The organism is Bacillus sp. ms-22, from assembly GCF_009759805.1.
GTDB classification, from domain to species: Bacteria; Bacillota; Bacilli; order Bacillales; family Bacillaceae; genus Bacillus; species Bacillus xiamenensis.
The window spans coordinates 2,225,515-2,246,215 of sequence record NZ_CP046653.1; the positions used below are offsets into that span (position 1 = coordinate 2,225,515).

A 20,701-nucleotide genomic window follows, 5' to 3' on the forward strand; every position below is an offset into this window, starting at 1 on the left:
CTCTATTGTTTTTTACTTGATCAGTGCATTACAGTCAACGATGAGTGCAACCTGACCGTCACCTAAGATTGTTGCGCCTGATATCGCAAATACATTTGGTAAATAATCTCCTAGTGATTTCAGCACAACCTCTTGCTGACCAATAAACGAATCGACCACAAATGCTGTCAGCTTGTCTCCTTTACGGACAACGATGATATGCAGTTCTTCCTCTAATTCATTCGCATTTGGTACGTTGAACTGTTTCTTTAGGTACACAACCGGTACGATAAATCCGCGGAAATCAATCACTTCACGATCATGCGTTTGAAGGATATCACTTTTCTTAATCACAGCCGTTTCAATAATAGAAGAAATCGGAATCGCAAAGGTTTCCTCTTCCAGCTTCACAAGAAGGACGGAAATAATTGATAATGTGAGTGGAAGCTGAATTGAGAACAGTGAGCCTTGTCCTTCTGTTGAGTTGATACTCACAGAACCGCCTAATGATTCCAGCTTGTTTTTCACGACGTCAAGACCTACACCACGTCCTGAGATGTCAGAAATCGTATCAGCTGTAGAGAACCCTGCTGCAAAGATCAGTGAATCAATTTGGTGATCTTCAAGTGTTTCCGCTTCCCTTTCTGTAATCACCCCGCGCTCTAATGCTTTTTCAAGCACCTTTTTACGGTTAATCCCGCCTCCATCATCTTCTACTTCAATGAAGACGTGGTTTCCGCTATGGTAGGCTTTTAATAGGACGGTTCCTTTTTCTGGCTTGCCTTTTTTCACACGTTCTTCTGGTGATTCAATCCCGTGATCGAGACTGTTTCTGAGTAAGTGCAAGAGTGGATCTCCAATCTCGTCGATCACTGTTCGATCAAGCTCCGTCTCAGCGCCTTCAATGATGAGTTCAATTTTCTTATTGAGCTCTTTCGTCAATTGACGAATCATTCGAGGGAACCTGTTAAACACAGTTTCTACAGGTACCATTCTCATGTTCAAAATGATCGACTGAAGATCTCCGGAAATACGTGTCATTCTTTCGACTGTATCGGTCAGTTCGTTGTTTTCAAGCTCTTTGGCAATCTGTTCTAAACGCCCTCTATCAATGACAAGTTCTTCAAATAAGTTCATGAGAGAATCTAGACGGTCGATGTTCACACGAATGGTTTTCGTCCCGCCGGCTGCTGCACCGTTATTGCCATTTGCTTTTGGCGCATCGTTTGCTGGCGCTTTAGGGGCAGGAACGGATGCTTTTTCTTTCTTCTGCTCAGGTTTTGCTTCCTGTTTTTCAGCCGGGGCCGTTTCTTCAAATGCGGAGACTTCAGAGATATCAACATGTTCAACCTCTGAAATCGATGTCACGATTTTTTTCACTTCGTCCATCGGCTGTTTAGATAGGTAAGATATGCTGAATTCAGATTCAAAATCTTCTGATTCTAAAAGTTCTGCATTCGGAATCGTTTTGACGACTTCGCCTACTTCGTTTAATCTTTCAAAAATCATATAGACACGAACTGCTTTTAATAAGCATGCGTCGCTTAATGTCACGGTTAGCTCATAGCATTTAAAGCCTTGTTCTCTCGCTTCATCAAGAACTGTTCGTTCAAATTCGTTATAGTCTAAATCTTTAGCAGCAGCTGGTTCATCAGCTGTCTCAACGGCAGATGCAGCCTCGGCATGGCTTCCTGTCACATCTAGTTTTTTACTAATCTCTGTGACATCACGTTTTCCATCCCCGCCTTCTGCAATCGATTGAACCATGGCTTCAAGGTGATCGAGTGCTTCAAACATGGTATCCATTGATTCAGGTGTGACAATCATTTGTTCATTTCTGATGGCATCAAACATGTTTTCTAAGTGATGCGTTAATTGAGCCATATCATCAAAGCCCATCGTTGCACTCATGCCTTTCAGTGTATGAGCGGCTCTGAATATATCATTCACTAGCTGCAAGTCAGTTGGGTTCTTTTCTAGTTCAAGAAGTTTTTCATTACAAGTTTGTAAGTGTTCTCTGCTTTCATCTAAAAAGATATCTAAGTATTGGTTTACATCCAACGTGTTCACGCCCTCTCTTTTTTCATGGAGCTTATAATTGCATGTGCGATGTCATCCACATGCCTTGTTTCATGTGCAAGACCTGCTTTAATGACTGATTTAGGCATTCCGAAAACAACACATGATTCTTCTTTCTCTGCAATGACTTTTGTATGACCGCTTGCGACCATTTTTTTGACACCCTCTGTACCGTCACTACCCATTCCTGTCATAATGACAGCAATTTTCTCGTAACCTTTTATGTTGCTGATGGATTCAAATAAATAGTTAACAGACGGTTTGTGACGGCTGTCAGTGTCTTCTTGGGACAGCCTGATCACTAAAGCCGCCCCTTGTTCATGAAGTGACATATTCATTCCACCAGGAGCTATGTATGCCACTCCGTTTTTAGCGATGTCTCCATCTTGTGCTTCTTTAATCGTAATTTGGGATAAATGATCTAACCTAGCAGCAAGAGATGCCGTAAATCCTGCCGGCATATGCTGCACAATTAAAATTGGCGCCTCTATGTCCTTTGGTAGCTTCGTGACAACTCGTTGAAGCGCCCTTGGCCCTCCCGTAGATGTTCCGATTGAAATAATCTTTCGGAATGAGCCGCTTCTTCCTTCTTGCGGACGGGGGGCCGCCACCGGGCTTGGCGGCTTCATGACCGGCTTCGGAGTGACTGGTTTCTCAGGACGTTTCCTTGCCAGGCCAGCCGCAAGTACCCGCTCAACAATTTGGCCTCTTACCTTGTGTAAATCGAGCGAAATACTTCCTGAAGGCTTTGTCACAAAGTCAAAGGCACCGAGCTCTAAGCAGTGGATGGTTAAATCCTTCCCTTGCTTCGTCTGGCTTGACACCATAATGACGGCAAGGTCGTGTTCAGCCAGAATTTGTTTTAATGCTTCTGTTCCATTTAGAACAGGCATTTCCACATCGAGTGTGACAACATCTGGATTCAATTCCTTGATCCGTTTTAAGGCATCTTCCCCATTACGCGCCGTTCCGACGACTTCAATTTCTTGCTCGGCACTTAGGAAATCACTAATGAGCTTTCGCATAAAGGCCGAGTCATCTACTACAAGCACTCTAATCATGAGTCCACCTTCCTCCTTTTAAAAAAAGAGGACAACTTATCTATAAACGTATGCTGCTCTCTCCGTGCCTCTCTTATCTGCTGATGATAAAGTGTTTCTGCCAGCATTTTAATGGTTTTACTCAGCCTTGAATGAGGCTGCTTTATATAAAATGGAATTTGTTCAGCTACTGCTTTAGGAACCGCAGGATCATCAGGCACTGCACCAGCGAACACAAGCTTTCTGTGTAGAAATGATGTGACCACTCCAGCCAATTTCCGGTAGGTTTCAGGTCCTTCTGAAGAGGTTTTACACCGGTTGACAATGATTTGCACAGACTGTTCAAACTGATGAATGACCAAATGCTTAATTGCACTGTAAGCATCCATGATGGATGTTGGTTCTGGCGTCGTCACGACCACCACTTCTCCTGCCGATAAAACGAAAGGCAGTTGATCTTTTGACAAGCCTGCACCCATATCAAAAAATATACAATCAAAGTCATGCATCATGTTCTCCATCTCTTCTAAAAAGAACGACCATTGATCTTTATCTAAAGAAAACAGCTGTTCAAGTCCACTACCGCCAGAAATGTAATAAAGGTTGTCAGCTCCTTTTGTCATAGCCGCTTGTAAGGATTTTTTCCCGACGAGAACGTCTAATATAGAGCTAGTTGACGTTTTGCCTAGTAAAATATCAATATTCCCCATGCCGAAATCAAGATCAATGACGAGCACTCGCTTCCCTGTACCTGCAATAGACAGTGCCATATTCAGCGTCAAATTCGATTTACCTACCCCGCCTTTACCGCTCATGACTGCAATGGTTTTCGCTTGTCCGTTTGCACCAAGAGGAGTCGGCATGATCATTTGACTCTGCTGAACAAGTTTTCTTAAACCTTCCGCTTGGTCAGGCTTCATCATTGTAAGACCATCCTTGTTAAATCAAGGGGAGAGCTCTCAAGAATATCCTCAGGCACATTTTGACCATTTGTTAAAAAGCCGAGCCCAATTTGAGATTCTGCAATGATTTGAAAGATGGTTCCCATCGTGTCTGTTTCATCTACTTTGGTAAAAATAAATTGCTGGATCGGAACGTGCTCAAAACGTTTGACCATGGCTTTCATGTCCTGATACTTTGATGTCGCACTCATGACAAGAAAACTTTGTATGCTTTCGTCAAACGGTATGATATCTGTCAGCTCTTTGATATACGCCTCTTCTTTAAAGTTACGGCCTGCTGTATCTATGAAAATATGATCATAGTCTTTAAAAGTCTGCTGCGCTTCTACAAAATCCTCTCTTGAATAACAAACTTCAAGCGGGGCATTCAGCAGTTCAGCATATGTTTTCAGCTGTTCGATTGCGGCAATCCGGTACGTATCCGTTGTGATAAAAGCGACTTTCTTTTGCTGCTGAATGGCCGTTTTAGCCGCCAGTTTTGCAATGGTTGTCGTTTTACCGGCGCCGGTTGAGCCAAACAGCACAATGTATTTCGAACGAATCATCGGCTCATCTGAGGGGTGAGCCGGCAGCATCTCTGTGAGCAGTTTTTCAAGCTCTTTTTCAACCTGATCTTCCTGAACAGCACCTTTTGCTAAAAGGCCCTTTAAACATTCATCTCGGATCTCATCATCAAGACCTTGATCCTTTAGCTTTTGATCCATCTTCTTCAGAGAATCAGGTAAGATTCCAACATGCCGCTCGTTTCTTGCATATTCTAAAGGCTGAGCTGCTTTGATTGGTTGAGCGGCAGCAGGCAGCTCTCGTGCCAGCTGCTGAGTCTGCTCCTTTTTCGGTAACACCGGGATAGGAGTAGCGGCTGGATGTAATCCTTTACCAGCTCTTTCTTCAAAATCTTGATCCAGTACCGCAATCACTTCGACCATTTGCTGTTTCTTTAAACCGAACAGCTTTCGTTTGACAACGGTTTTCGAATTTAAAATGACGGCATCTTTCCCAAGCTGTTGCCTAATTTGAAGGGTTGCCTCCTGCATAGAATTCGCTGTGATTTTTTTCATTTTCATTAGATATCCACCACTCCGATGCTCTGTACTTCCACATTTGCTTCTAGTTCGTTATAAGATAGTACCGGCAAATCTGGGAAATATCTTTCTAACAACTGCTTCACGTACATTCTTATAGAAGGTGAGCATAATAGAACCGGCGTTTCCTGACGAAGCGAAAGCTGTTCAATTTCTCTCGCCACTGATTGAATCACACTTTCAGAGGATTCTGGATCTAACGATAAGTAGTTCCCATGCTCCGTTTGCTGAACGCTGTCAGCAATCACCTTTTCAACTCGGCCTGAGCATGTCACGACTTTCAATGATTCATTTTCTCTTGCATACTGTGCGGTAATCTGTCTTGCCAGCGCCTGTCTGACATACTCTGTCAGCAAATCTGTATCAGTCGTTAATTTTCCGTAGTCTGCAAGGGTTTCAAAAATGGTGACAAGGTTTCGAATGGAGACCTTTTCTTTCAAAAGCTTTGCAAGTACCTTTTGGATATCGCCGACTGCCAGCGGATTAGGTGTCACCTCATCCACTAAGACAGGGTAATTTTCTTTCAGATGATCGATTAATTGCTTCGTTTCTTGGCGACCAAGCAGTTCATGTGTATTTTGTCTAATCTTCTCTGTGATATGAGTAGACACAACAGATGCTGGGTCGACAACTGTGTAACCAAGCATTTCAGCCTGATCTTTTTCTGCTTCTGATATCCATTTAGCCGGCAGGCCAAAGGATGGTTCGATTGTTTCAATTCCTTCAATCGGATCATCATCAGGCGTTGGGGACATTGCTAAGTAATGATCAAGCAGCAGCTCACCTTTTGCCACTTCGTTCCCTTTTATTTTCAGCCGGTATTCATTTGGATTCAGCGCAATATTGTCGCGAATTCGGACAACTGGAATGACGAGCCCTAATTCAAGGGCAAGCTGCCTTCTGATCATGACAATTCGATCTAACAGATCGCCGCCCTGATTGGCATCAGCCAGCGGAATCAAACCGTAGCCAAATTCAAACTCAATGGCATCCATTTGCAGGAGATGAATAACGCTTTCTGGGCTTTTCATCTCTTCTACCTCTGCCTGCTCCTCCAGTACTTCTTCAATTTCTTCTTGATCTTGTTTATTTTTCGACATCATGTAAGCCCCGAGTGCAAGTAAAGCTGCGATTGGTCCTGTTAAAAGTACACCGATCGGAGTAAACAAACCAAGAAGGAAAATCGTTCCTGCTGTAACGTAAAGCATAGGCGGGAAGGCAAAGAGCTGACTCGTAATATCTGAACCAAGGTTTCCATTAGAAGCCGCTCTCGTAACGACAATCCCTGTCGCTGTTGAAATGAGAAGTGCAGGAATTTGAGAGACAATTCCATCCCCTACTGTTAACAACGTAAAGTGGGAAGCTGCTTCTTGAATCGACATGCCTTGCTGAAGCATCCCAATGATGATTCCAAAGATAATATTGATAATAACGATGATGATACCTGCGATGGCATCCCCTTTAACGAACTTACTCGCCCCGTCCATCGCACCATAAAAGTCTGCTTCTCTCGCTACTTTTTCACGACGGTTTCTTGCTTCACTTTCTGTCAGCATTCCTGCATTTAAATCTGCGTCAATACTCATTTGTTTACCTGGCATCGCATCAAGTGTGAACCTTGCAGCAACCTCTGATACACGCTCAGCCCCTTTTGTGATAACAATAAACTGAATGATGATCAGGATAAGGAAAACAACGAGACCAACGAGTATATTTCCTCCAACAACAAATGAACCAAATGTTTCTACAACCTTTCCAGCATCTCCAGTTGCTAAGATTGAACGTGTTGTCGAGATGTTAAGCCCTAAACGAAACAGCGTTAAGAGCAAAAGCAAGGATGGAAAAATGGAAAATTGCAGTGGTTCTTGCATGTTCATTGTGGTGAGAAGCACGATAAGCGCAAGAGAAATATTAATAATGATTAAAATACTTAATAGAATGGGCGGAAATGGTATGACCAGCATCGCCACAATTAAAATAACACTGAATAAAACAGATAAATCTCTTGCTGACATGCCTGTTCTCTCCTTTTAAAACCAAAAATTCATAAAATCTTTTGTTTCGTTTTATATACGTAAGCCAAAATTTCTGCGATTGCCTTAAAGTATTCTTCTGGCACCGCTTGATCGATTTCCACCTGATCATAGAGTGCACGGGCGAGGGGCCGGTTTTCTACTGTCATGACGTCGTGCTCTTTCGCAATGGTTTTAATTTTCAAAGCCAAAATATCTGTTCCCTTTGCGATAACAAAAGGAGCGTCCATCTTTTCTTCGTCATATTTCAAGGCAATTGCGTAGTGGGTCGGGTTCGTAATGATGACGTCCGCTTTTGGGACTTCCTGCATCATCCGTCTCATGGCCATTTCCCGCTGCCTCTGTTTAATTTTTGATTTTATGAGCGGGTCACCCTCAGATTTTTTATACTCATCTTTGATGTCTTGTTTGGACATCCGTAAGTTTTTTTCATAATCAAATTTCTGATACATGTAATCGAGCCCTGCTAAGATGAGAAGTGCACCTGCAGCATATAACCCCATAATCAGCGTCATATTTGCAACGAAATGGAGGGTTTCCTCTGCCGTTAATAGAGGGAGCCGAAGGATTTCGTCAAAGTGCATCCATAGTGCGATGAATGTCGCAAAGCCAACAAATCCAATTTTCAAGATGGATTTTAATAGCTCTACGAGTGCTCGAATACTGTATATCCGTTTAAACCCTTTGATTGGATCAAGCTTTTCTAATTTCGGTTTGATCACTTCTGGTGAAAAGAGAAAGCCGACTTGTAAATAGTTACTGATGACCCCTGCCAGCATACCGACACCAAGAATTGGCATGAGGAGGAGCGCTGTCTCTTGAAGCAATTCCATGAATAGCTGGTGAATATTAGATGTGCTAACTTTCATTAGCATGGTTGTTGAATAAAAACGTTCAATGAGCGCAATCATACGCTCTTTCATAAAAGGCCCAATAAAAAAGAATGATAAAAAGATTAGTAGAAATGAGATGGCTGTATTGACATCGGTACTTTTGGCAACCTGTCCTTTTTTACGTGAATCCCGTCTTTTTTTCGGCGTTGCTTTTTCTGTTTTTTCACCTGCGAAAAACTGCAAGTCTAGCCTAAGTCTTGTCATCATGACGAACCACCGACCAATGCTAAGAAATTCCTCATGGTGAGCACAATCGTTTCAAATGTATGTTGGACGACCCCGAAGATGACGCCCATACAGATGATGATCATAATAAAACTCACACCCATTTTAATAGGAAGTCCAACAACAAATACGTTCATTTGTGGAACTGTACGTGCCACAATGCCTAATGCCAAATCGACTAAAAACAAACTAGCGACAACAGGTGCCGAGATTTGAAAGGCAATGATGAACATTTGGTTGAAGCTCTTTGCGATAAAGTAAGCAAAGGATTCACTGCCGAAGTTCAGCGCATACTGATCAACTTGAATATATTGAAAGCTGTAATAGATTCCATCAAGCAGCAAATGGTGTGCATTTGTTGCCAGCATCAACAGCAGTGTCACTGTATAAAAAAACTGCCCCATCAGCGGTGTTTGCGCTCCTGTTTGCGGATCAATAATATTGGCGATCGCAAAACCCATTTGAAAATCAATGAATGAGCCGGCAATTTGAACAGCGGACACCATGATATATGCAATCAGCCCAAGGAGAAGTCCGACCATTGCTTCTTTCACCGCTAGCATCATATAAAGACCGTCGATGTCGAGTGTTGGCGGCTCTTTAATCGTGCTAAAACTAATGACAGCCAAAAACAGAGAGAAACCAACTCTGTGGACTGCTGGTATCGTTCGATGTGCTAAAAGCGGTACTGTCACAAAAAAAGCGGTGATCCGAATGAAAACGAGAAGAAAAGCAGGAAATAATTCTATGATTGACATCGCTGTTTAACCTGCAAATCGATCTAAATTCGAGAATAGCTCTGTCGTAAAGGACACAATGGTCGAAAGCATCCACGGACCAAACACAACAAGGCCAATGAGCACTGCAACAATTTTAGGAATGAACGCAAGCGTCTGTTCTTGGATTTGGGTTGTCGCCTGAAACACACTGACAATTAGTCCCACGATTAGTGCGAGCGCTAGAAGCGGCCCGCTGACAAGCAATACAACATACACTGATCTTTCAGCCATCGTAATGACAAATTCTGAACTCATGTTTTAAGCACCTACTCTAAAAGCTTTGCAGCAAAGATTTGACAATCAAATACCATCCATCGACTAAAACAAATAACAATATTTTGAAAGGGAGCGATATCATAACCGGTGGTAGCATCATCATCCCCATCGACATCAGGACACTTGCGACCACCATGTCAATAATTAAAAATGGAATAAAGATCATGAAACCAATTTGAAATGCCGTCTTTAATTCTGAAATAGCAAAAGCTGGTACCATCGCTGTTAATGGAATATCTTTAATCGATTCAGGGGTATCCATTTTTGCGTAACTAAGAAATAAAGCCAAATCTTTCTGTCTCGTATGTTTACTCATAAACTCTTTAATTGGCACTTCAGCCTTTTCATACGCTTGGTTTAACGTGATGTCATCATTTAAAAGCGGCGTGAGTGCCTCTTTATTAATTTGTGAGAACGTGGGTGCCATGATAAAAAATGTAAGAAACAGAGCAAGTCCAACAAGCACTTGGTTTGGCGGCATTGAGTTGGTTGCAAGTGATGTTCTCACGAACGAAAGAACAATCACGATCCGTGTAAAACAGGTCATTAAAATGAGAATGCCTGGTGCAACCGAAAATACGGTTAAAAGTAAAAGAAGACGGACAGACGTGCTGATATTCCCTGCACCGCTGGAATTAAATAAATCGATAAACTCATTCATTTTGTTTCGGGCCTTTCTTTCTGACTTCTGATTGGGTCTTTTTCAATTCGGCTAACTGCGCCTTTAAATTGGCTGAAAAAGAAGAAGTGGCTGACTGATCATGTTTCTTCACCTGCGATGTCAATTTTTGTACCATCTTTGGTAAATCTGTCTTGCTTTCCATCGCTTCTTCGTATTGTTTCACAATCGCTTCACATTCTTGTTCGTCATCAATTTCTTTTAGCAGCTGGATTGAGTCCGCTACGCCGACAACTAATACTCGTTTGCCCACTTTGATCAGCTGGACCGAACGGTTTTGACCAACCGTGGTTCCGCCAATATTTTCAACATATCGAAATGGTTTGAGTAAGCGGTTTTGTTTACCAACAAATCTCACCAACCCATAAATGAGCAGGATGACAAAAAGTAAGGCACCAATCATCTTGACAAAATCCATAATGGAGACAGAAGAAGAGGGAACTTCTTCTGCCGGATTCGTTTGATTATCAGTGGTTTTCTCTTCTGTATCCTTGGTGCTTTCTTTCTTATCTTTGATCCATTCACTCACTGTGCCGTTTTCTGGATCTTTCGTTTCAGCGAACAGTGAGGCAGGCTGCACTGTCAAGAAAAGCATAAAACTGATCATTGCTATACATATCAAACGTTTTTTCAACAAGTCTTACACCCTTTTTTAGCCTAACGTTTTATTAATTGCTTCAAGTACACGGTCTGCCTGGAATGGCTTCACGATAAAGTCTTTTGCACCTGCTTGAATGGCATCAATAACCATTGATTGTTGTCCCATCGCTGAGCACATAATGATTTTTGCAGAAGCATCGATTTGTTTAATTTCTTTTAATGCTGTGATCCCGTCCATTTCTGGCATGGTGATATCCATTGTGACTAGATCAGGAGATGTTTCTTTATATTTTTCAACAGCTTGTAAGCCATTTTCCGCTTCTCCTACTACATCAAATCCGTTTTTTACAAGAATATCCTTAATCATCATTCTCATGAATGCTGCATCATCTACGATTAATACCTTAGTAGCCATTTACTTATTCTCTCCCTATATGTTTGTTTATTTTAAATTAGAAAGTCTTTCGGACTGACTTAAAATGTCGGTCACACGTACACCAAAGTTCTCATCAATGACAACAACTTCTCCTTTGGCGACGATTCGTTTGTTGACCAGAATGTCTACTGGCTCACCTGCAAGTTTGTCAAGCTCAATGATACTTCCAGCAGAAAGCTCAAGCACTTCTTTCACGCTGCGCTGCGTTCTTCCAAGCTCCACCGTAATGGAAAGTGGAATATCCATCAGCATATCAAGATTACCGAGCTGGCTTGTTGTATGCTGAGGCTCACTGAATGCTTCAAATTCAACTGGCGCCACATTTACAGGCTCTGCTGACTTTGGCTTCGCCTGTCTTTTCGGAGGTGCCGATTGCTGCATTGGAGCAGATTGTATTTGCGGAGCTGCCTGCTGAGGTTCAGGTGTACTTTGCGGCGTTTCTTGAACAGCCTCTTCCCCTGCTGGGTCTGTTAATTCTGCGATCAAATCCTTCGCAAACGTAATAGGGTAAAGCTGCATAATATTTGAATCTATGAGTTCACCTATCGTTAATCTAAAGGACACTTTGACAAGCAATTCTTCAGCTGGAATTCGGTCTGTCCCTTCTCCTTCTTTCACATCGAGTAGCTCAACGCGCGGCGGAGAAATATCAATTTTCTTATTAAAGACTGTTGACATAGATGTCGCTGCAGAACCCATCATTTGGTTCATCGCTTCTTGCACTGCACTTAAGTGAATTTCACTTAACGACGGATCAGCGTTTGTTCCATCTCCGCCCATCATTAAGTCCGCAATGACCGCCGCATCTGTTTGTTGGATGACAAGCAGGTTACTTGCGCTAAAGCCTTCCGTATAATTCACTTCAATAGCGACATACGGATGAGGGAACTCTTCATTCAGCTTGCTTTTTTGAATCACTGTGACAGTTGGAGTTGTAATCTCCACTTTTTGATTTAATAGGGTTGAAAGTGCTGTTGCAGAGCTACCAAATGAAATATTTCCGATTTCTCCAATGGCATCTTGTTCCATTGCAGAAAGGACTGTATCAGGCTCTATATCGTCATTACTGCCTCCTTTTAGGAGCGCATCGATTTCATCTTGTGATAATTTACTTCCGTTATTCTCCATCTTCTTCACCTCTTATGTCGTGATCTAGAATTTGAATCGCCTGTTTCCGATTCACGCGGCCGGCCTGTCCCAAGAATTTCGGTTTATTTCCGACCATAACAGTAAGAGGCGCATTTACTGGTTTGTCCAAGGCAATACAATCACCAATTTCCAAATTCAAAAACTCTTCCACCGTCATTTCCGATTGTCCAAGCTCTGCGACTACCGGTATTTTTGCCGTCATAATCCGTTTTTCAATGGCCTTTGTTTCTTCTTGTTTCGGTTCATTTCGTTCAGACTGCATCCAGTAGTGTACAGACAGCTTCGGAATAATAGGCTCTAATACTACGTGAGGGATACACAGGTTAATAACCCCGCTCACCTCACCAATTTGTGTATTAAGAGAAATGACGACAACTGTTTCGTTTGGTGACACCATTTGAACAAACTGGGGATTTACCTCGAAATCTGCCATTTCTGGCTCGATGTCGGTTATGGACTGCCACGCTTCTCTGTAGTTTTCCAAAGCTCCCTCAAACATGTTTGAGATAATCTTTGTTTCAATTTCTGTAAGTGATTCTGTCTTATTATGACTAATGCCAATCCCGCCCATCAGCCTATCCATCATGGCATAGCCAATCGTTGGATTGACTTCAAGCATGATTCTTCCTTCAAGCGGGCTGACGTAAAATAAGTTTAATAATGTCATATTAGGAATCGAACGAATAAATTCTTCGTACGGTACTTGGTCAACCGAGCTGACAGAAATTTGAATATATGATCTTAGCTGCGCTGAAAAGTGTGTGGTGAGCAGTCTAGCGAAGTTATCATGAATTCTTGTTAAACTTCGAATCTGGTCTTTTGAAAAGCGCAGTGCACGTTTAAAGTCATACACTTTCACTTTTTTCGTCGTTTCTTCTTTTTTCAGCTCTTCTGCATCCATTTCGCCTGTTGATATGGCGGATAATAATGCGTCGATCTCATTCTGGGAAAGCACTTCTCCTGACATTTCTTCACCTCCATCGTGTCAATTAATCGCCTCTATTGCAGATTAAAGGAGGTTATATAAACTTCTTTCACCTTGCCATCTTGCAAATAGTTATTCACTTTGTTTTTGACCTGTATTTTAAAATGTTCTCTGCCTTTTTTGCCATCAAGTTCATCTGCATTCGTCTCTGATAAAATGTCGATCACGGCATCTTTCACTTGGAAGCTTCTTTTTTCAAGCTCTTCTTTGGCTTTTTCAGAATCTGTTTCAATATTCAGCACAAGTTTGACCGCATTTCCTTCAGATTTTAAATTGGTCACAATCTCAGGAATTTCAACAGAAGCTTTTACGACTTCATCTGCTGTTGGCTCTTTTTCTGCTTTTGCTTCTTCTGACCCATTCAGCAGAAAATAGACGCCTGCTCCAATTCCGACGATGGCAATAATCATGATTAGCATTACTACGACTAATTTCTTCTTCATTCAAATTCCTCTATTCCTTGATTCAATGAAATGACTTGGATTCTTCTGTAGAAAGAAATGATTTTCTCCTGAAGCTGCTCTTCATCTTCTTTCACAACGAATTTCTTTCCATTGGCGAGTGTAATGGTCGTGTCTGGAAAGCTTTCGATTTGTTCAATATGGAGAGCGTTGAGCATAAATCCTTTGCCATTTAATCTTGTCACTTCAATCATATTAAGCAGAGAAGCGATCACCCGCTCCCCCTACCTCCTATCGTTTCAGATTCACAAGCTCTTGCAGAATTTCATCAGATGTTGTGATCGTCTTTGCATTCGATTGGAATCCACGCTGTGCGATAATCATTTCTGTAAACTCGTCTGTTAAATCAACGTTTGACATTTCAAGTCTACCTGTTTGGATGACACCTGTTCCTTGTTCACCAGGTACAATGGCATTACTTGGTGCACCTGAGCTTAGCGTTTGGCGGTAAAGGTTGTCTCCAACTTTGTCTAGTCCGCTTGCGTTACTGAAAGATGCGAGTGATACTTGTCCAACATTTCTAGATACGTTGTTTTCAACAACTGAGATTGTTCCATCTGAACCAACGCTCACACTTGAAATGCCATCTGGAATCGTTATTTTTTGTCCATCCATACCAAGCAGGTAGTTTCCATCAGGGGTTACTAAGCTTCCTTCTGAATCCCGACCGAAGTTCCCTGTTCTTGTATAAAGAATTTCACCTTGTTTTTCGATACGGAAGAAGCCATCACCGTTGATATAGAAATCATACGGTTGATCCGTATTTTGAGAAGCACCCACTGACATAACCTTGTCAATAGATGATAAAGAAGATCCTAAACCAACTTGTTTTGAGTTAGTTGAACCCGAGTTATTTGTCGGTCCACCAGAGCTTGCAATTGTCTGACTGACCATATCTTTAAACGTAATACGGCTCTTTTTATAACCGTGTGTATTCACGTTTGCCACGTTATTGGCTACAATATCTAATTTTGTTTGGAAGTTTTTCATTCCGCTAATTCCTGAGTAAAGTGAGCGTAACATTTATTTTCCTCCTCGATTTGCTTACGATTTTTCTCCAACAGTTGTAACGTCCCATGGGCTGATTTTCGTTCCATCTTCTAGATATAGGAAATATTCATTGTCGATATTTTTGACAGATTTTACAATACCCGTAATATCTTGATCATCTTGTTTGCCCGCTACTTCTTTACCAATCCAGCCTACATACGTAGTAAATGGATCTTGGTGTGCAACAAATGTAGACATGACCTGATTCAGCTGAGTGATTGATTCGTTCATATTCATTTGCTGTTCTAAAGAAGAAAATGTTGCAAGCTGTGTGACAAACTCACGATCATCAATTGGGTTTGTCGGATCTTGGTTTTGAAGCTGCGTTAGCAATATTTTCAAGAACTGATCTCGGCCGAGCGTGTCTGTTTTCTTTGTTGTAGTTGAAGAAGTGTCCGCTAGTGTGGTTGTTCTGTTAGTAGAATCAACAGTTGCCATTAGATCTCCTCCTCTTCTTCTTCTGATCCAACAAGAGCGTCCAGTACATCTTGGAACTCCGTTTCCTGTTCATCAGGCTGCTGGAAATTTTGTCCCTTTGACTGTTGCTGCTTGTTTTCTTCACTAAACTGTCCAAATAACGGCTGCTCACTTGATTGAAGCGGTATATGGAAACGGTCCACTTGAACCGACATATTCGGAAGTGCCTGCTTGAGCTGCGGCAAATGATGCTCTAACAGCTCTTTTGCTGCTTGCGTCGAGGCTGTAATTTTACTCGCATACACACCGTTTTGTTTCGTTAGTTGAATGGTGATAAACCCAAGATTTTCTGGATTTAACCGAACAGTAAACCGTCCGCTTGAATTGCCAAATGGCGTAAACTTCATTTGCTTCCAAGTGTTTAAAATTTGCTGATCAACCGTTCCTGGCTTTTCATCAGACGTTTGCACCTGCTGCACAGGAGCAGACGATTGCAGTTGGAAAAACTGCTTATGACCTGAGAGAAGCGTATGGGTCATTATTTTTTCAGAACTAGGTGCAGCTGTACTTTGGCCCTTGACGACTTCTTTTTTTATAAGCCATTCAAGTGATGTAGCACCTTTTGCTGGAGATGCGAGAGAAGACTCTTGCCTTGGAGAAACCATTTCTTTTAACTCTCCTAAGGAAATTTTCCACTCTTTATCTGACCCTTTTGCATTCGCCATCATATGGTCGATTAACTGATTAAAGTGTTTTAGCTCACTTTGTGACATAGAATTCAGCTTTGGTGCTGATGCCTGCGAGAAGAACTGCTCTTTCACTTGCTGAACGAGCTTCTCATCTGCCCCGTTTTTCGATAGAAAATCGATAAAGTCTTCACCTTTCCCTTGAATATCCTGCACAAGTTTTGTATCAAAACTAGGCGGTTGCTGGTTTAGCAATTGATATAAGAAAAAGTGGACTTGTATGAGCTGTTCACTATGTTCTGCCGCTGACTTATCTCCTTGATCACCGTAAATGGCTGATTCCATTTTTTGAAATAATTCTTCAAGTGATTTTTGGTCAGATTCATCTAGCTTTTGACCTTGAAGCGCTTGAAGTGCCTCGAGAAGATCTTCATCCACCCCATCTTGAGGTGATTGCATCCATTTTTCAATGATCTGCATCGCATCATTGATAGATAAAGAGGCTCCCGCTGACTGAGAATTGACCGGGCTGCTTTGGGCGCCTGCACCACTTAGCAATTGTTTAAACAAACCGCGGGCAGATGCTGCACCCTCTCCCTTTAATCCCGAGAGACCTTGAGAAGATTGCTGCAAGGCTCCAATATCCAGTAGCTTCACTTATTGTCCACCCCCATTTTCACTTTCTTCTTTTTTGGCAAGCTCTTTCGTGAACGTTGCTGCCTTCTGAGGTGTCAGTTTTGCTAATATGTCCGTCAGCTTATTTTTACTAAGCTCTTCAAGAATGTTCAAAGCCTCTTTATCACTTAACTCTGATAAAATTTTCGCGGATTTCCCTGCATCCATGCTTTCATAAATGCTGGCAACCTTCCCTTTTGACTGCTGATTAGAAGATCCCGACGTATCAGAGGATGTCCCTGATGCATTATCGCTTGATGATGAACTATCAGTTGCTGACGTACTATCTGTATCATTCTCAGATGTTTTTTCAAGTGAGTTGATTTTTTGATTCAATCTTTTAATCTCTTCATCACTTGTTTTCAAGTCTTTTTGTGCAATTTCGAGTTCATTCTTTTGCTCTTTAATCGTCTTTTTCAGCTCTTTCAACTCTGCATCATGTTGATCATTATTTGAAGATGACGTTTTTGAGCTGTCATCTGAACCAACTAAGCTGCTAATCACCGGAATGTTTTGGAACGGCTTCTTTAGATCATAACCCGCCATATAAAGGATTGTGCCTGTTACAATCACAAGCACAATCAATGGGATAATGACAATAAACAAGATCCATTGAAATTTACCGCCGCTTGATTCCTTCGCTTTTTCCTTCTTAGGCATTCATCTCGACTCCTAATGTCCTTGAAACATGAATTGGCTGATAGAGATATCATCCATTTCTTTCATTTCAATTGCCTTATGTTCAAGGGAGAACTTTTCAAATTGCTTTTCTTTCATTATTTCAAACTTTTTAAACTCAATATTCTTTTCAGTTAAATCTGATTGTTTTTCATTCATTTGATGACGTTTCATGATCACAAGCTGCTGATAATGATGAATGGTGTTATCTAAGTTTGTCACAAATTGCTGGTAATGACGCATTTCTTGGACACTCATCCCGCTTCTCAGCTTTTCTTCTTTGCTTTTTTCCATTAGCTCTTTTTTACTCATATTTTCATAGAGTTTTTCAGCGACTTGCTCAAATGCCGAAACAGATTGTTGATACGCTGCGAGGGATTTGTCTTTTTCGCTTTCTTTCAATTCTAAAAGTTTTTGAAATTTGTATTGATATCTCACTGTTTTTGTCAATCCTCTCTATTCATCAAACTGAGCAATATTCTCACACTGTCTTCGATAGATACAGCCTCATCGACATCCTGCTTCAAAAATGAAATGAGCTGCGGATAAGCCTGCATGGCCTCATCAATATCTTTAGAGGAGCCTTTTTTATATGCTCCAATGTTAATGAGGTCTTCAGCGTTTTGATAAGTGGATAAAAGCTGACGGAACCGATTGGCCGCTTCCTTGTGATCATGACTTGCGATATTACTCATGACACGGCTGATACTTTTCAGAATATTGACAGCGGGAAATTGTCCTTTGTTGGCCAGTGCACGATCAAGTACAATGTGACCGTCTAAAATCCCCCTGACTGTATCAGCGATCGGCTCATTCATGTCATCACCATCAACAAGCACTGTGTAAAACGCTGTGATGGAACCAAGTTGATTTGTTCCAGTTCGTTCAAGCAATTTCGGCAGTATAGCGAACACTGAAGGCGTATATCCTTTTGTCGTTGGCGGTTCGCCAGTTGCAAGTCCTATTTCGCGTTGTGCCATGGCGACCCTCGTGACAGAATCCATCATAAACATGACATTTTTGCCTCTGTCTCTGAAATATTCGGCAATGGCTGTCGCAGTATAGGCTGCCTTTAATCTCGTAAGGGCGGGCTGATCAGAAGTTGCAACGACAACAATCGAGCGCTTCAGTCCTTCAGCACCTAAATCTTTTTCGATAAACTCACGAACTTCACGACCACGCTCACCAACAAGTGCAATGACATTGAGGTCCGCTTCTGTTTGCTTTGCGATCATACCCATTAAGGTACTTTTTCCAACACCGCTTCCCGCAAATATCCCGATTCTTTGACCAGTGCCAACTGTGAGAAGACTGTCGATCACTCTGACACCAACACCCATTTTTTCTCGAATAGGCGGCCTGTCCATTGGGTTTGGGGGAGACTGATCTGTTGAAACAGGTGCAAGTCCTTTTGGAAGCATGCTGCCGTCCAGTGGATCACCGAAGGCGTCAACGACTTCACCAATTAACCCAGTGCCTACTTTAACCTTTAACGACTTACCCGTTGCTTCAACAAGACTGCCTGGTGAGATATTAGATGCCTCAACATAAGGCATGAGCAGAATGTTTTCATCTCTAAAACCAACGACCTCTGCTTTTATCGGATGGTGATTACTCCCTTTTTTGTGAATGAGACAGACATCTCCGATAGAGCTTTCTGGTCCCTTGGACTCGATCATCAGTCCAACAACTCGATTGACTTTACCAAAACGTTTATAAGGATCGGTGGTTTCAATCGTTTCTTTTAACACATCCATGTTCATTTGTGATCACCTGAATCAATGACTTCTAATAGTTTTGCTTTCAACTGATTCATTTGTGTATCAACACTCGCTTCCACTTTTCCAAAACTTGTTTCTACGTAACAAGTACCTTTTGGCGCTTTCTCATCCGAGTAAATGGCAAGGTGTGTATCCTTTTGAAGGATTCTATTCAATTCGTCTTTATATTCCATCACATGCTCGTAATGTTCAGGATCGACATAGATGGAAATATCGTCATATTCCTTTACTTCTGAAATGACCTGTTTTACAAGAGTCAAAAATTGTTCTTGTGTGTCCTCAGCTGCATTCCAGACTCGTTTAGCAAGTTCAAAGGCCAGTTCGACAATCTTTTCAGCAGAGCTTTCAATTTTTGCTTCATAGTCCTGCTTTGCAAGGCTGACAATGTCATTTGCTTGAAGAAGAATTGATTGATACTGCATATGCGCATCTGCTTCGCCCTTTTGGAAGCCATCTTGATAACCTGTTTGTTTGGCTTCTTCAATGAGCTGCATTCTTTCTGCTTCAAAATCAGCTCGGCGCTGATTGATTTCGGCGATTGTTTGTTCTAGCTCACTATTTGCTTGTTCTAAAATACGGCTTGCTTCATCTTGTGCATCACTTAGCACAAGCTTGGATGCTTCTGTTTCGTTGACAAGCTCTTCTTCGTGGCGCTCTTTTTTAAACTCCACTTGCTGCAAAGGAATTGTTTGACGGCCTTGCTCAGGAATAACAGATGTTTCATGTTTGATAATCCTAGACAATGATATCGTCTCCTCCGCCTCGAGCTATGACAATTTCTCCAGCTTCTTCAAGACGTCTTACGATGCTGACAATACGGGTTTGTGCTTCTTCGACATCTCTAAGCCGGACAGGTCCCATAAACTCCATTTCTTCTTTGAACGTTTCGACCATCCGCTGAGACATGTTGCGGAAGACAATTTCTTTGACCTCTTCGCTTGCCACTTTGAGCGCGAGTAGTAAGTCATCATTTTCAACATCTCTGATGACGCGCTGGATGGCTCTGCTATCAAGGGTGACAATGTCTTCAAAGACAAACATACGTTTCTTAATTTCATCGGCAAGCTCTGGATCTTGAATTTCAAGTGTGTCTAAAATGGTCTTCTCCGTCGCGCGGTCTACACCATTAAGTACTTCGACAACCGCTTCCACTCCGCCCGTTTGGGTATAATCTTGCGTAAAGGTTGAAGAAAGCTTTTGTTCAAGAATACGTTCCACCTCATTGATGATCTCTGGAGATGTGCGGTCCATTAAAGCAATTCTACGTGCAACCTCTGTTTGTACTTCCTCGCCTAACTCAGATAATATTTGTCCAGCCTGCACTGGGTCTAAGTAGGAAAGAATGAGCGCAATGGTTTGTGGATGCTCGTGTTGGATAAAGTTTAAAATTTGCTCTGGGTCAGCCTTTCTAGCAAAATCAAATGGTTTCACTTGAAGAGAGGATGTTAAGCGATTTAAGATGCTGTCCGCTTTGTCCTCACCAAGCGCTTTTTCAAGCACTTGTCTTGCATACATAAGACCACCTTGTGATATGTAGTCCTGGGCGATGGCAATGCTGTGAAATTCTTCGATGATTTCATCTTTCTTAGCAGAATCTACACTGCGTACATTGGAAATTTCTAATGTTAATTTTTCTATCTATTTCGTCTTCAGACAGATGTTTGTATACAGATGCTGACACGTCTAGCCCTAAGGAAATCATTAGGATTGCTGCTTTTTGTCTGCCTGTTAGTCGATTTGAATCTTTTCTCGACAT

The 20,701-nt window shown here is 41.9% G+C and carries 22 protein-coding genes and 1 pseudogene; all 23 read right to left on the bottom strand.

Features of this window, described 5'->3' with window-relative positions:
* Positions 1 to 12 precede the first annotated feature (12 nt).
* On the bottom strand, positions 13 to 2,040 hold the full coding sequence (locus GPA07_RS11595; protein ID WP_008354472.1) for a chemotaxis protein CheA: 2,028 nt from the start codon (positions 2,038 to 2,040) through the stop codon (positions 13 to 15).
* A 5-nt stretch (positions 2,041 to 2,045) separates the two neighbouring features.
* On the bottom strand, positions 2,046 to 3,119 hold the full coding sequence (locus GPA07_RS11600; RefSeq protein WP_157292560.1) for a protein-glutamate methylesterase/protein-glutamine glutaminase: 1,074 nt from the start codon (positions 3,117 to 3,119) through the stop codon (positions 2,046 to 2,048).
* On the bottom strand, positions 3,116 to 4,021 hold the full coding sequence (locus tag GPA07_RS11605; protein WP_157292561.1) for a MinD/ParA family protein: 906 nt from the start codon (positions 4,019 to 4,021) through the stop codon (positions 3,116 to 3,118). Before GPA07_RS11605 ends, GPA07_RS11600 begins: the two co-directional genes overlap by 4 nt.
* Positions 4,018 to 5,124 carry a flagellar biosynthesis GTPase FlhF gene (gene flhF, locus GPA07_RS11610; protein ID WP_157292562.1) on the bottom strand — a complete coding sequence of 369 codons (1,107 nt, stop codon included), beginning with the start codon at positions 5,122 to 5,124 and terminating at the stop codon, positions 4,018 to 4,020. Before flhF ends, GPA07_RS11605 begins: the two co-directional genes overlap by 4 nt.
* Positions 5,124 to 7,157 carry a flagellar biosynthesis protein FlhA gene (flhA, locus tag GPA07_RS11615; protein ID WP_008354476.1) on the bottom strand — a complete coding sequence of 678 codons (2,034 nt, stop codon included), beginning with the start codon at positions 7,155 to 7,157 and terminating at the stop codon, positions 5,124 to 5,126. The genes flhF and flhA overlap by 1 nt, the downstream gene beginning before the upstream one ends.
* Positions 7,158 to 7,186: 29 nt before the next feature.
* Entirely contained in the window at positions 7,187 to 8,275 is a 1,089-nt protein-coding gene (flhB, locus tag GPA07_RS11620; protein WP_071167618.1) for a flagellar biosynthesis protein FlhB, read from the bottom strand.
* On the bottom strand, positions 8,272 to 9,051 hold the full coding sequence (fliR, locus tag GPA07_RS11625; RefSeq protein ID WP_008354478.1) for a flagellar biosynthetic protein FliR: 780 nt from the start codon (positions 9,049 to 9,051) through the stop codon (positions 8,272 to 8,274). Before fliR ends, flhB begins: the two co-directional genes overlap by 4 nt.
* A 6-nt stretch (positions 9,052 to 9,057) precedes the next feature.
* The gene (fliQ, locus tag GPA07_RS11630) at positions 9,058 to 9,327 is read right to left on the bottom strand and encodes a flagellar biosynthesis protein FliQ (RefSeq protein ID WP_003211206.1); all 270 of its coding nucleotides are present in this window, start codon (positions 9,325 to 9,327) and stop codon (positions 9,058 to 9,060) included.
* 16 nt (positions 9,328 to 9,343) lie between these two features.
* Positions 9,344 to 10,009 carry a flagellar type III secretion system pore protein FliP gene (gene fliP / locus GPA07_RS11635; protein ID WP_008354479.1) on the bottom strand — a complete coding sequence of 222 codons (666 nt, stop codon included), beginning with the start codon at positions 10,007 to 10,009 and terminating at the stop codon, positions 9,344 to 9,346.
* Positions 10,002 to 10,661: a flagella biosynthesis regulatory protein FliZ gene (gene fliZ / locus GPA07_RS11640; protein ID WP_008354480.1), complete on the bottom strand. Its 660-nt coding sequence runs from the start codon at positions 10,659 to 10,661 to the stop codon at positions 10,002 to 10,004. Before fliZ ends, fliP begins: the two co-directional genes overlap by 8 nt.
* Positions 10,662 to 10,679: 18 nt before the next feature.
* Complete coding sequence (locus tag GPA07_RS11645; protein WP_008354481.1) at positions 10,680 to 11,042, bottom strand: chemotaxis protein CheY; 363 nt, start codon at positions 11,040 to 11,042, stop codon at positions 10,680 to 10,682.
* A 27-nt stretch (positions 11,043 to 11,069) separates the two neighbouring features.
* Positions 11,070 to 12,191, bottom strand: a complete 1,122-nt coding sequence (fliY, locus tag GPA07_RS11650) for a flagellar motor switch phosphatase FliY (protein ID WP_008354482.1) — start codon at positions 12,189 to 12,191, stop codon at positions 11,070 to 11,072.
* Positions 12,181 to 13,179, bottom strand: a complete 999-nt coding sequence (gene fliM / locus GPA07_RS11655) for a flagellar motor switch protein FliM (RefSeq protein WP_008354483.1) — start codon at positions 13,177 to 13,179, stop codon at positions 12,181 to 12,183. Before fliM ends, fliY begins: the two co-directional genes overlap by 11 nt.
* 32 nt (positions 13,180 to 13,211) lie before the next feature.
* Positions 13,212 to 13,640 (bottom strand): flagellar basal body-associated protein FliL, encoded by a 429-nt coding sequence (fliL, locus tag GPA07_RS11660; protein ID WP_071167620.1) that lies wholly within the window; start codon positions 13,638 to 13,640, stop codon positions 13,212 to 13,214.
* On the bottom strand, positions 13,637 to 13,852 hold the full coding sequence (locus tag GPA07_RS11665) for a swarming motility protein SwrD (protein WP_157293153.1): 216 nt from the start codon (positions 13,850 to 13,852) through the stop codon (positions 13,637 to 13,639). Before GPA07_RS11665 ends, fliL begins: the two co-directional genes overlap by 4 nt.
* A gap of 37 nt (positions 13,853 to 13,889) precedes the next feature.
* A complete protein-coding gene (flgG, locus tag GPA07_RS11670) occupies positions 13,890 to 14,681 on the bottom strand; it encodes a flagellar basal body rod protein FlgG (protein ID WP_008354485.1) in 792 nt (263 codons plus the stop codon).
* A gap of 21 nt (positions 14,682 to 14,702) precedes the next feature.
* Positions 14,703 to 15,146, bottom strand: coding sequence for a flagellar hook assembly protein FlgD (flgD, locus tag GPA07_RS11675; protein ID WP_008354486.1), 444 nt, complete (start codon positions 15,144 to 15,146; stop codon positions 14,703 to 14,705).
* Positions 15,146 to 16,468, bottom strand: a complete 1,323-nt coding sequence (fliK, locus tag GPA07_RS11680; RefSeq protein WP_008354487.1) for a flagellar hook-length control protein FliK — start codon at positions 16,466 to 16,468, stop codon at positions 15,146 to 15,148. The genes flgD and fliK overlap by 1 nt, the downstream gene beginning before the upstream one ends.
* Complete coding sequence (locus GPA07_RS11685) at positions 16,469 to 17,146, bottom strand: MotE family protein (RefSeq protein WP_157292563.1); 678 nt, start codon at positions 17,144 to 17,146, stop codon at positions 16,469 to 16,471.
* A 12-nt stretch (positions 17,147 to 17,158) separates the two neighbouring features.
* A complete protein-coding gene (gene fliJ / locus GPA07_RS11690; protein WP_034738132.1) occupies positions 17,159 to 17,602 on the bottom strand; it encodes a flagellar export protein FliJ in 444 nt (147 codons plus the stop codon).
* Between the two features lie 8 nt (positions 17,603 to 17,610).
* Positions 17,611 to 18,927 carry a flagellar protein export ATPase FliI gene (fliI, locus tag GPA07_RS11695; RefSeq protein WP_008354490.1) on the bottom strand — a complete coding sequence of 439 codons (1,317 nt, stop codon included), beginning with the start codon at positions 18,925 to 18,927 and terminating at the stop codon, positions 17,611 to 17,613.
* Positions 18,924 to 19,688, bottom strand: coding sequence for a flagellar assembly protein FliH (fliH, locus tag GPA07_RS11700; RefSeq protein ID WP_071167622.1), 765 nt, complete (start codon positions 19,686 to 19,688; stop codon positions 18,924 to 18,926). Before fliH ends, fliI begins: the two co-directional genes overlap by 4 nt.
* Positions 19,681 to 20,701: pseudogene (fliG, locus tag GPA07_RS11705) on the bottom strand (flagellar motor switch protein FliG). Before fliG ends, fliH begins: the two are co-directional and overlap by 8 nt.

What these genes read in the sequence shown, in the direction of transcription:
- fliR (WP_008354478.1), bottom strand. Translation starts at nt 9,051, where the DNA reads ATGTCAATCATAGAATTATTTCCTGCTTTTCTTCTCGTTTTCATTCGG.
- fliI (WP_008354490.1), bottom strand. Translation starts at nt 18,927, where the DNA reads ATGAACATGGATGTGTTAAAAGAAACGATTGAAACCACCGATCCTTAT.
- fliL (WP_071167620.1), bottom strand. Translation starts at nt 13,640, where the DNA reads ATGAAGAAGAAATTAGTCGTAGTAATGCTAATCATGATTATTGCCATC.
- GPA07_RS11685 (WP_157292563.1), bottom strand. Translation starts at nt 17,146, where the DNA reads ATGCCTAAGAAGGAAAAAGCGAAGGAATCAAGCGGCGGTAAATTTCAA.
- flgG (WP_008354485.1), bottom strand. Translation starts at nt 14,681, where the DNA reads ATGTTACGCTCACTTTACTCAGGAATTAGCGGAATGAAAAACTTCCAA.
- GPA07_RS11665 (WP_157293153.1), bottom strand. Translation starts at nt 13,852, where the DNA reads ATGATTGAAGTGACAAGATTAAATGGCAAAGGATTTATGCTCAACGCT.
- fliQ (WP_003211206.1), bottom strand. Translation starts at nt 9,327, where the DNA reads ATGAGTTCAGAATTTGTCATTACGATGGCTGAAAGATCAGTGTATGTT.
- fliY (WP_008354482.1), bottom strand. Translation starts at nt 12,191, where the DNA reads ATGGAGAATAACGGAAGTAAATTATCACAAGATGAAATCGATGCGCTC.
- GPA07_RS11605 (WP_157292561.1), bottom strand. Translation starts at nt 4,021, where the DNA reads ATGATGAAGCCTGACCAAGCGGAAGGTTTAAGAAAACTTGTTCAGCAG.
- flhF (WP_157292562.1), bottom strand. Translation starts at nt 5,124, where the DNA reads ATGAAAATGAAAAAAATCACAGCGAATTCTATGCAGGAGGCAACCCTT.
- flhB (WP_071167618.1), bottom strand. Translation starts at nt 8,275, where the DNA reads ATGATGACAAGACTTAGGCTAGACTTGCAGTTTTTCGCAGGTGAAAAA.
- fliM (WP_008354483.1), bottom strand. Translation starts at nt 13,179, where the DNA reads ATGTCAGGAGAAGTGCTTTCCCAGAATGAGATCGACGCATTATTATCC.
- GPA07_RS11600 (WP_157292560.1), bottom strand. Translation starts at nt 3,119, where the DNA reads ATGATTAGAGTGCTTGTAGTAGATGACTCGGCCTTTATGCGAAAGCTC.
- fliP (WP_008354479.1), bottom strand. Translation starts at nt 10,009, where the DNA reads ATGAATGAGTTTATCGATTTATTTAATTCCAGCGGTGCAGGGAATATC.
- flgD (WP_008354486.1), bottom strand. Translation starts at nt 15,146, where the DNA reads ATGGCAACTGTTGATTCTACTAACAGAACAACCACACTAGCGGACACT.
- flhA (WP_008354476.1), bottom strand. Translation starts at nt 7,157, where the DNA reads ATGTCAGCAAGAGATTTATCTGTTTTATTCAGTGTTATTTTAATTGTG.
- GPA07_RS11645 (WP_008354481.1), bottom strand. Translation starts at nt 11,042, where the DNA reads ATGGCTACTAAGGTATTAATCGTAGATGATGCAGCATTCATGAGAATG.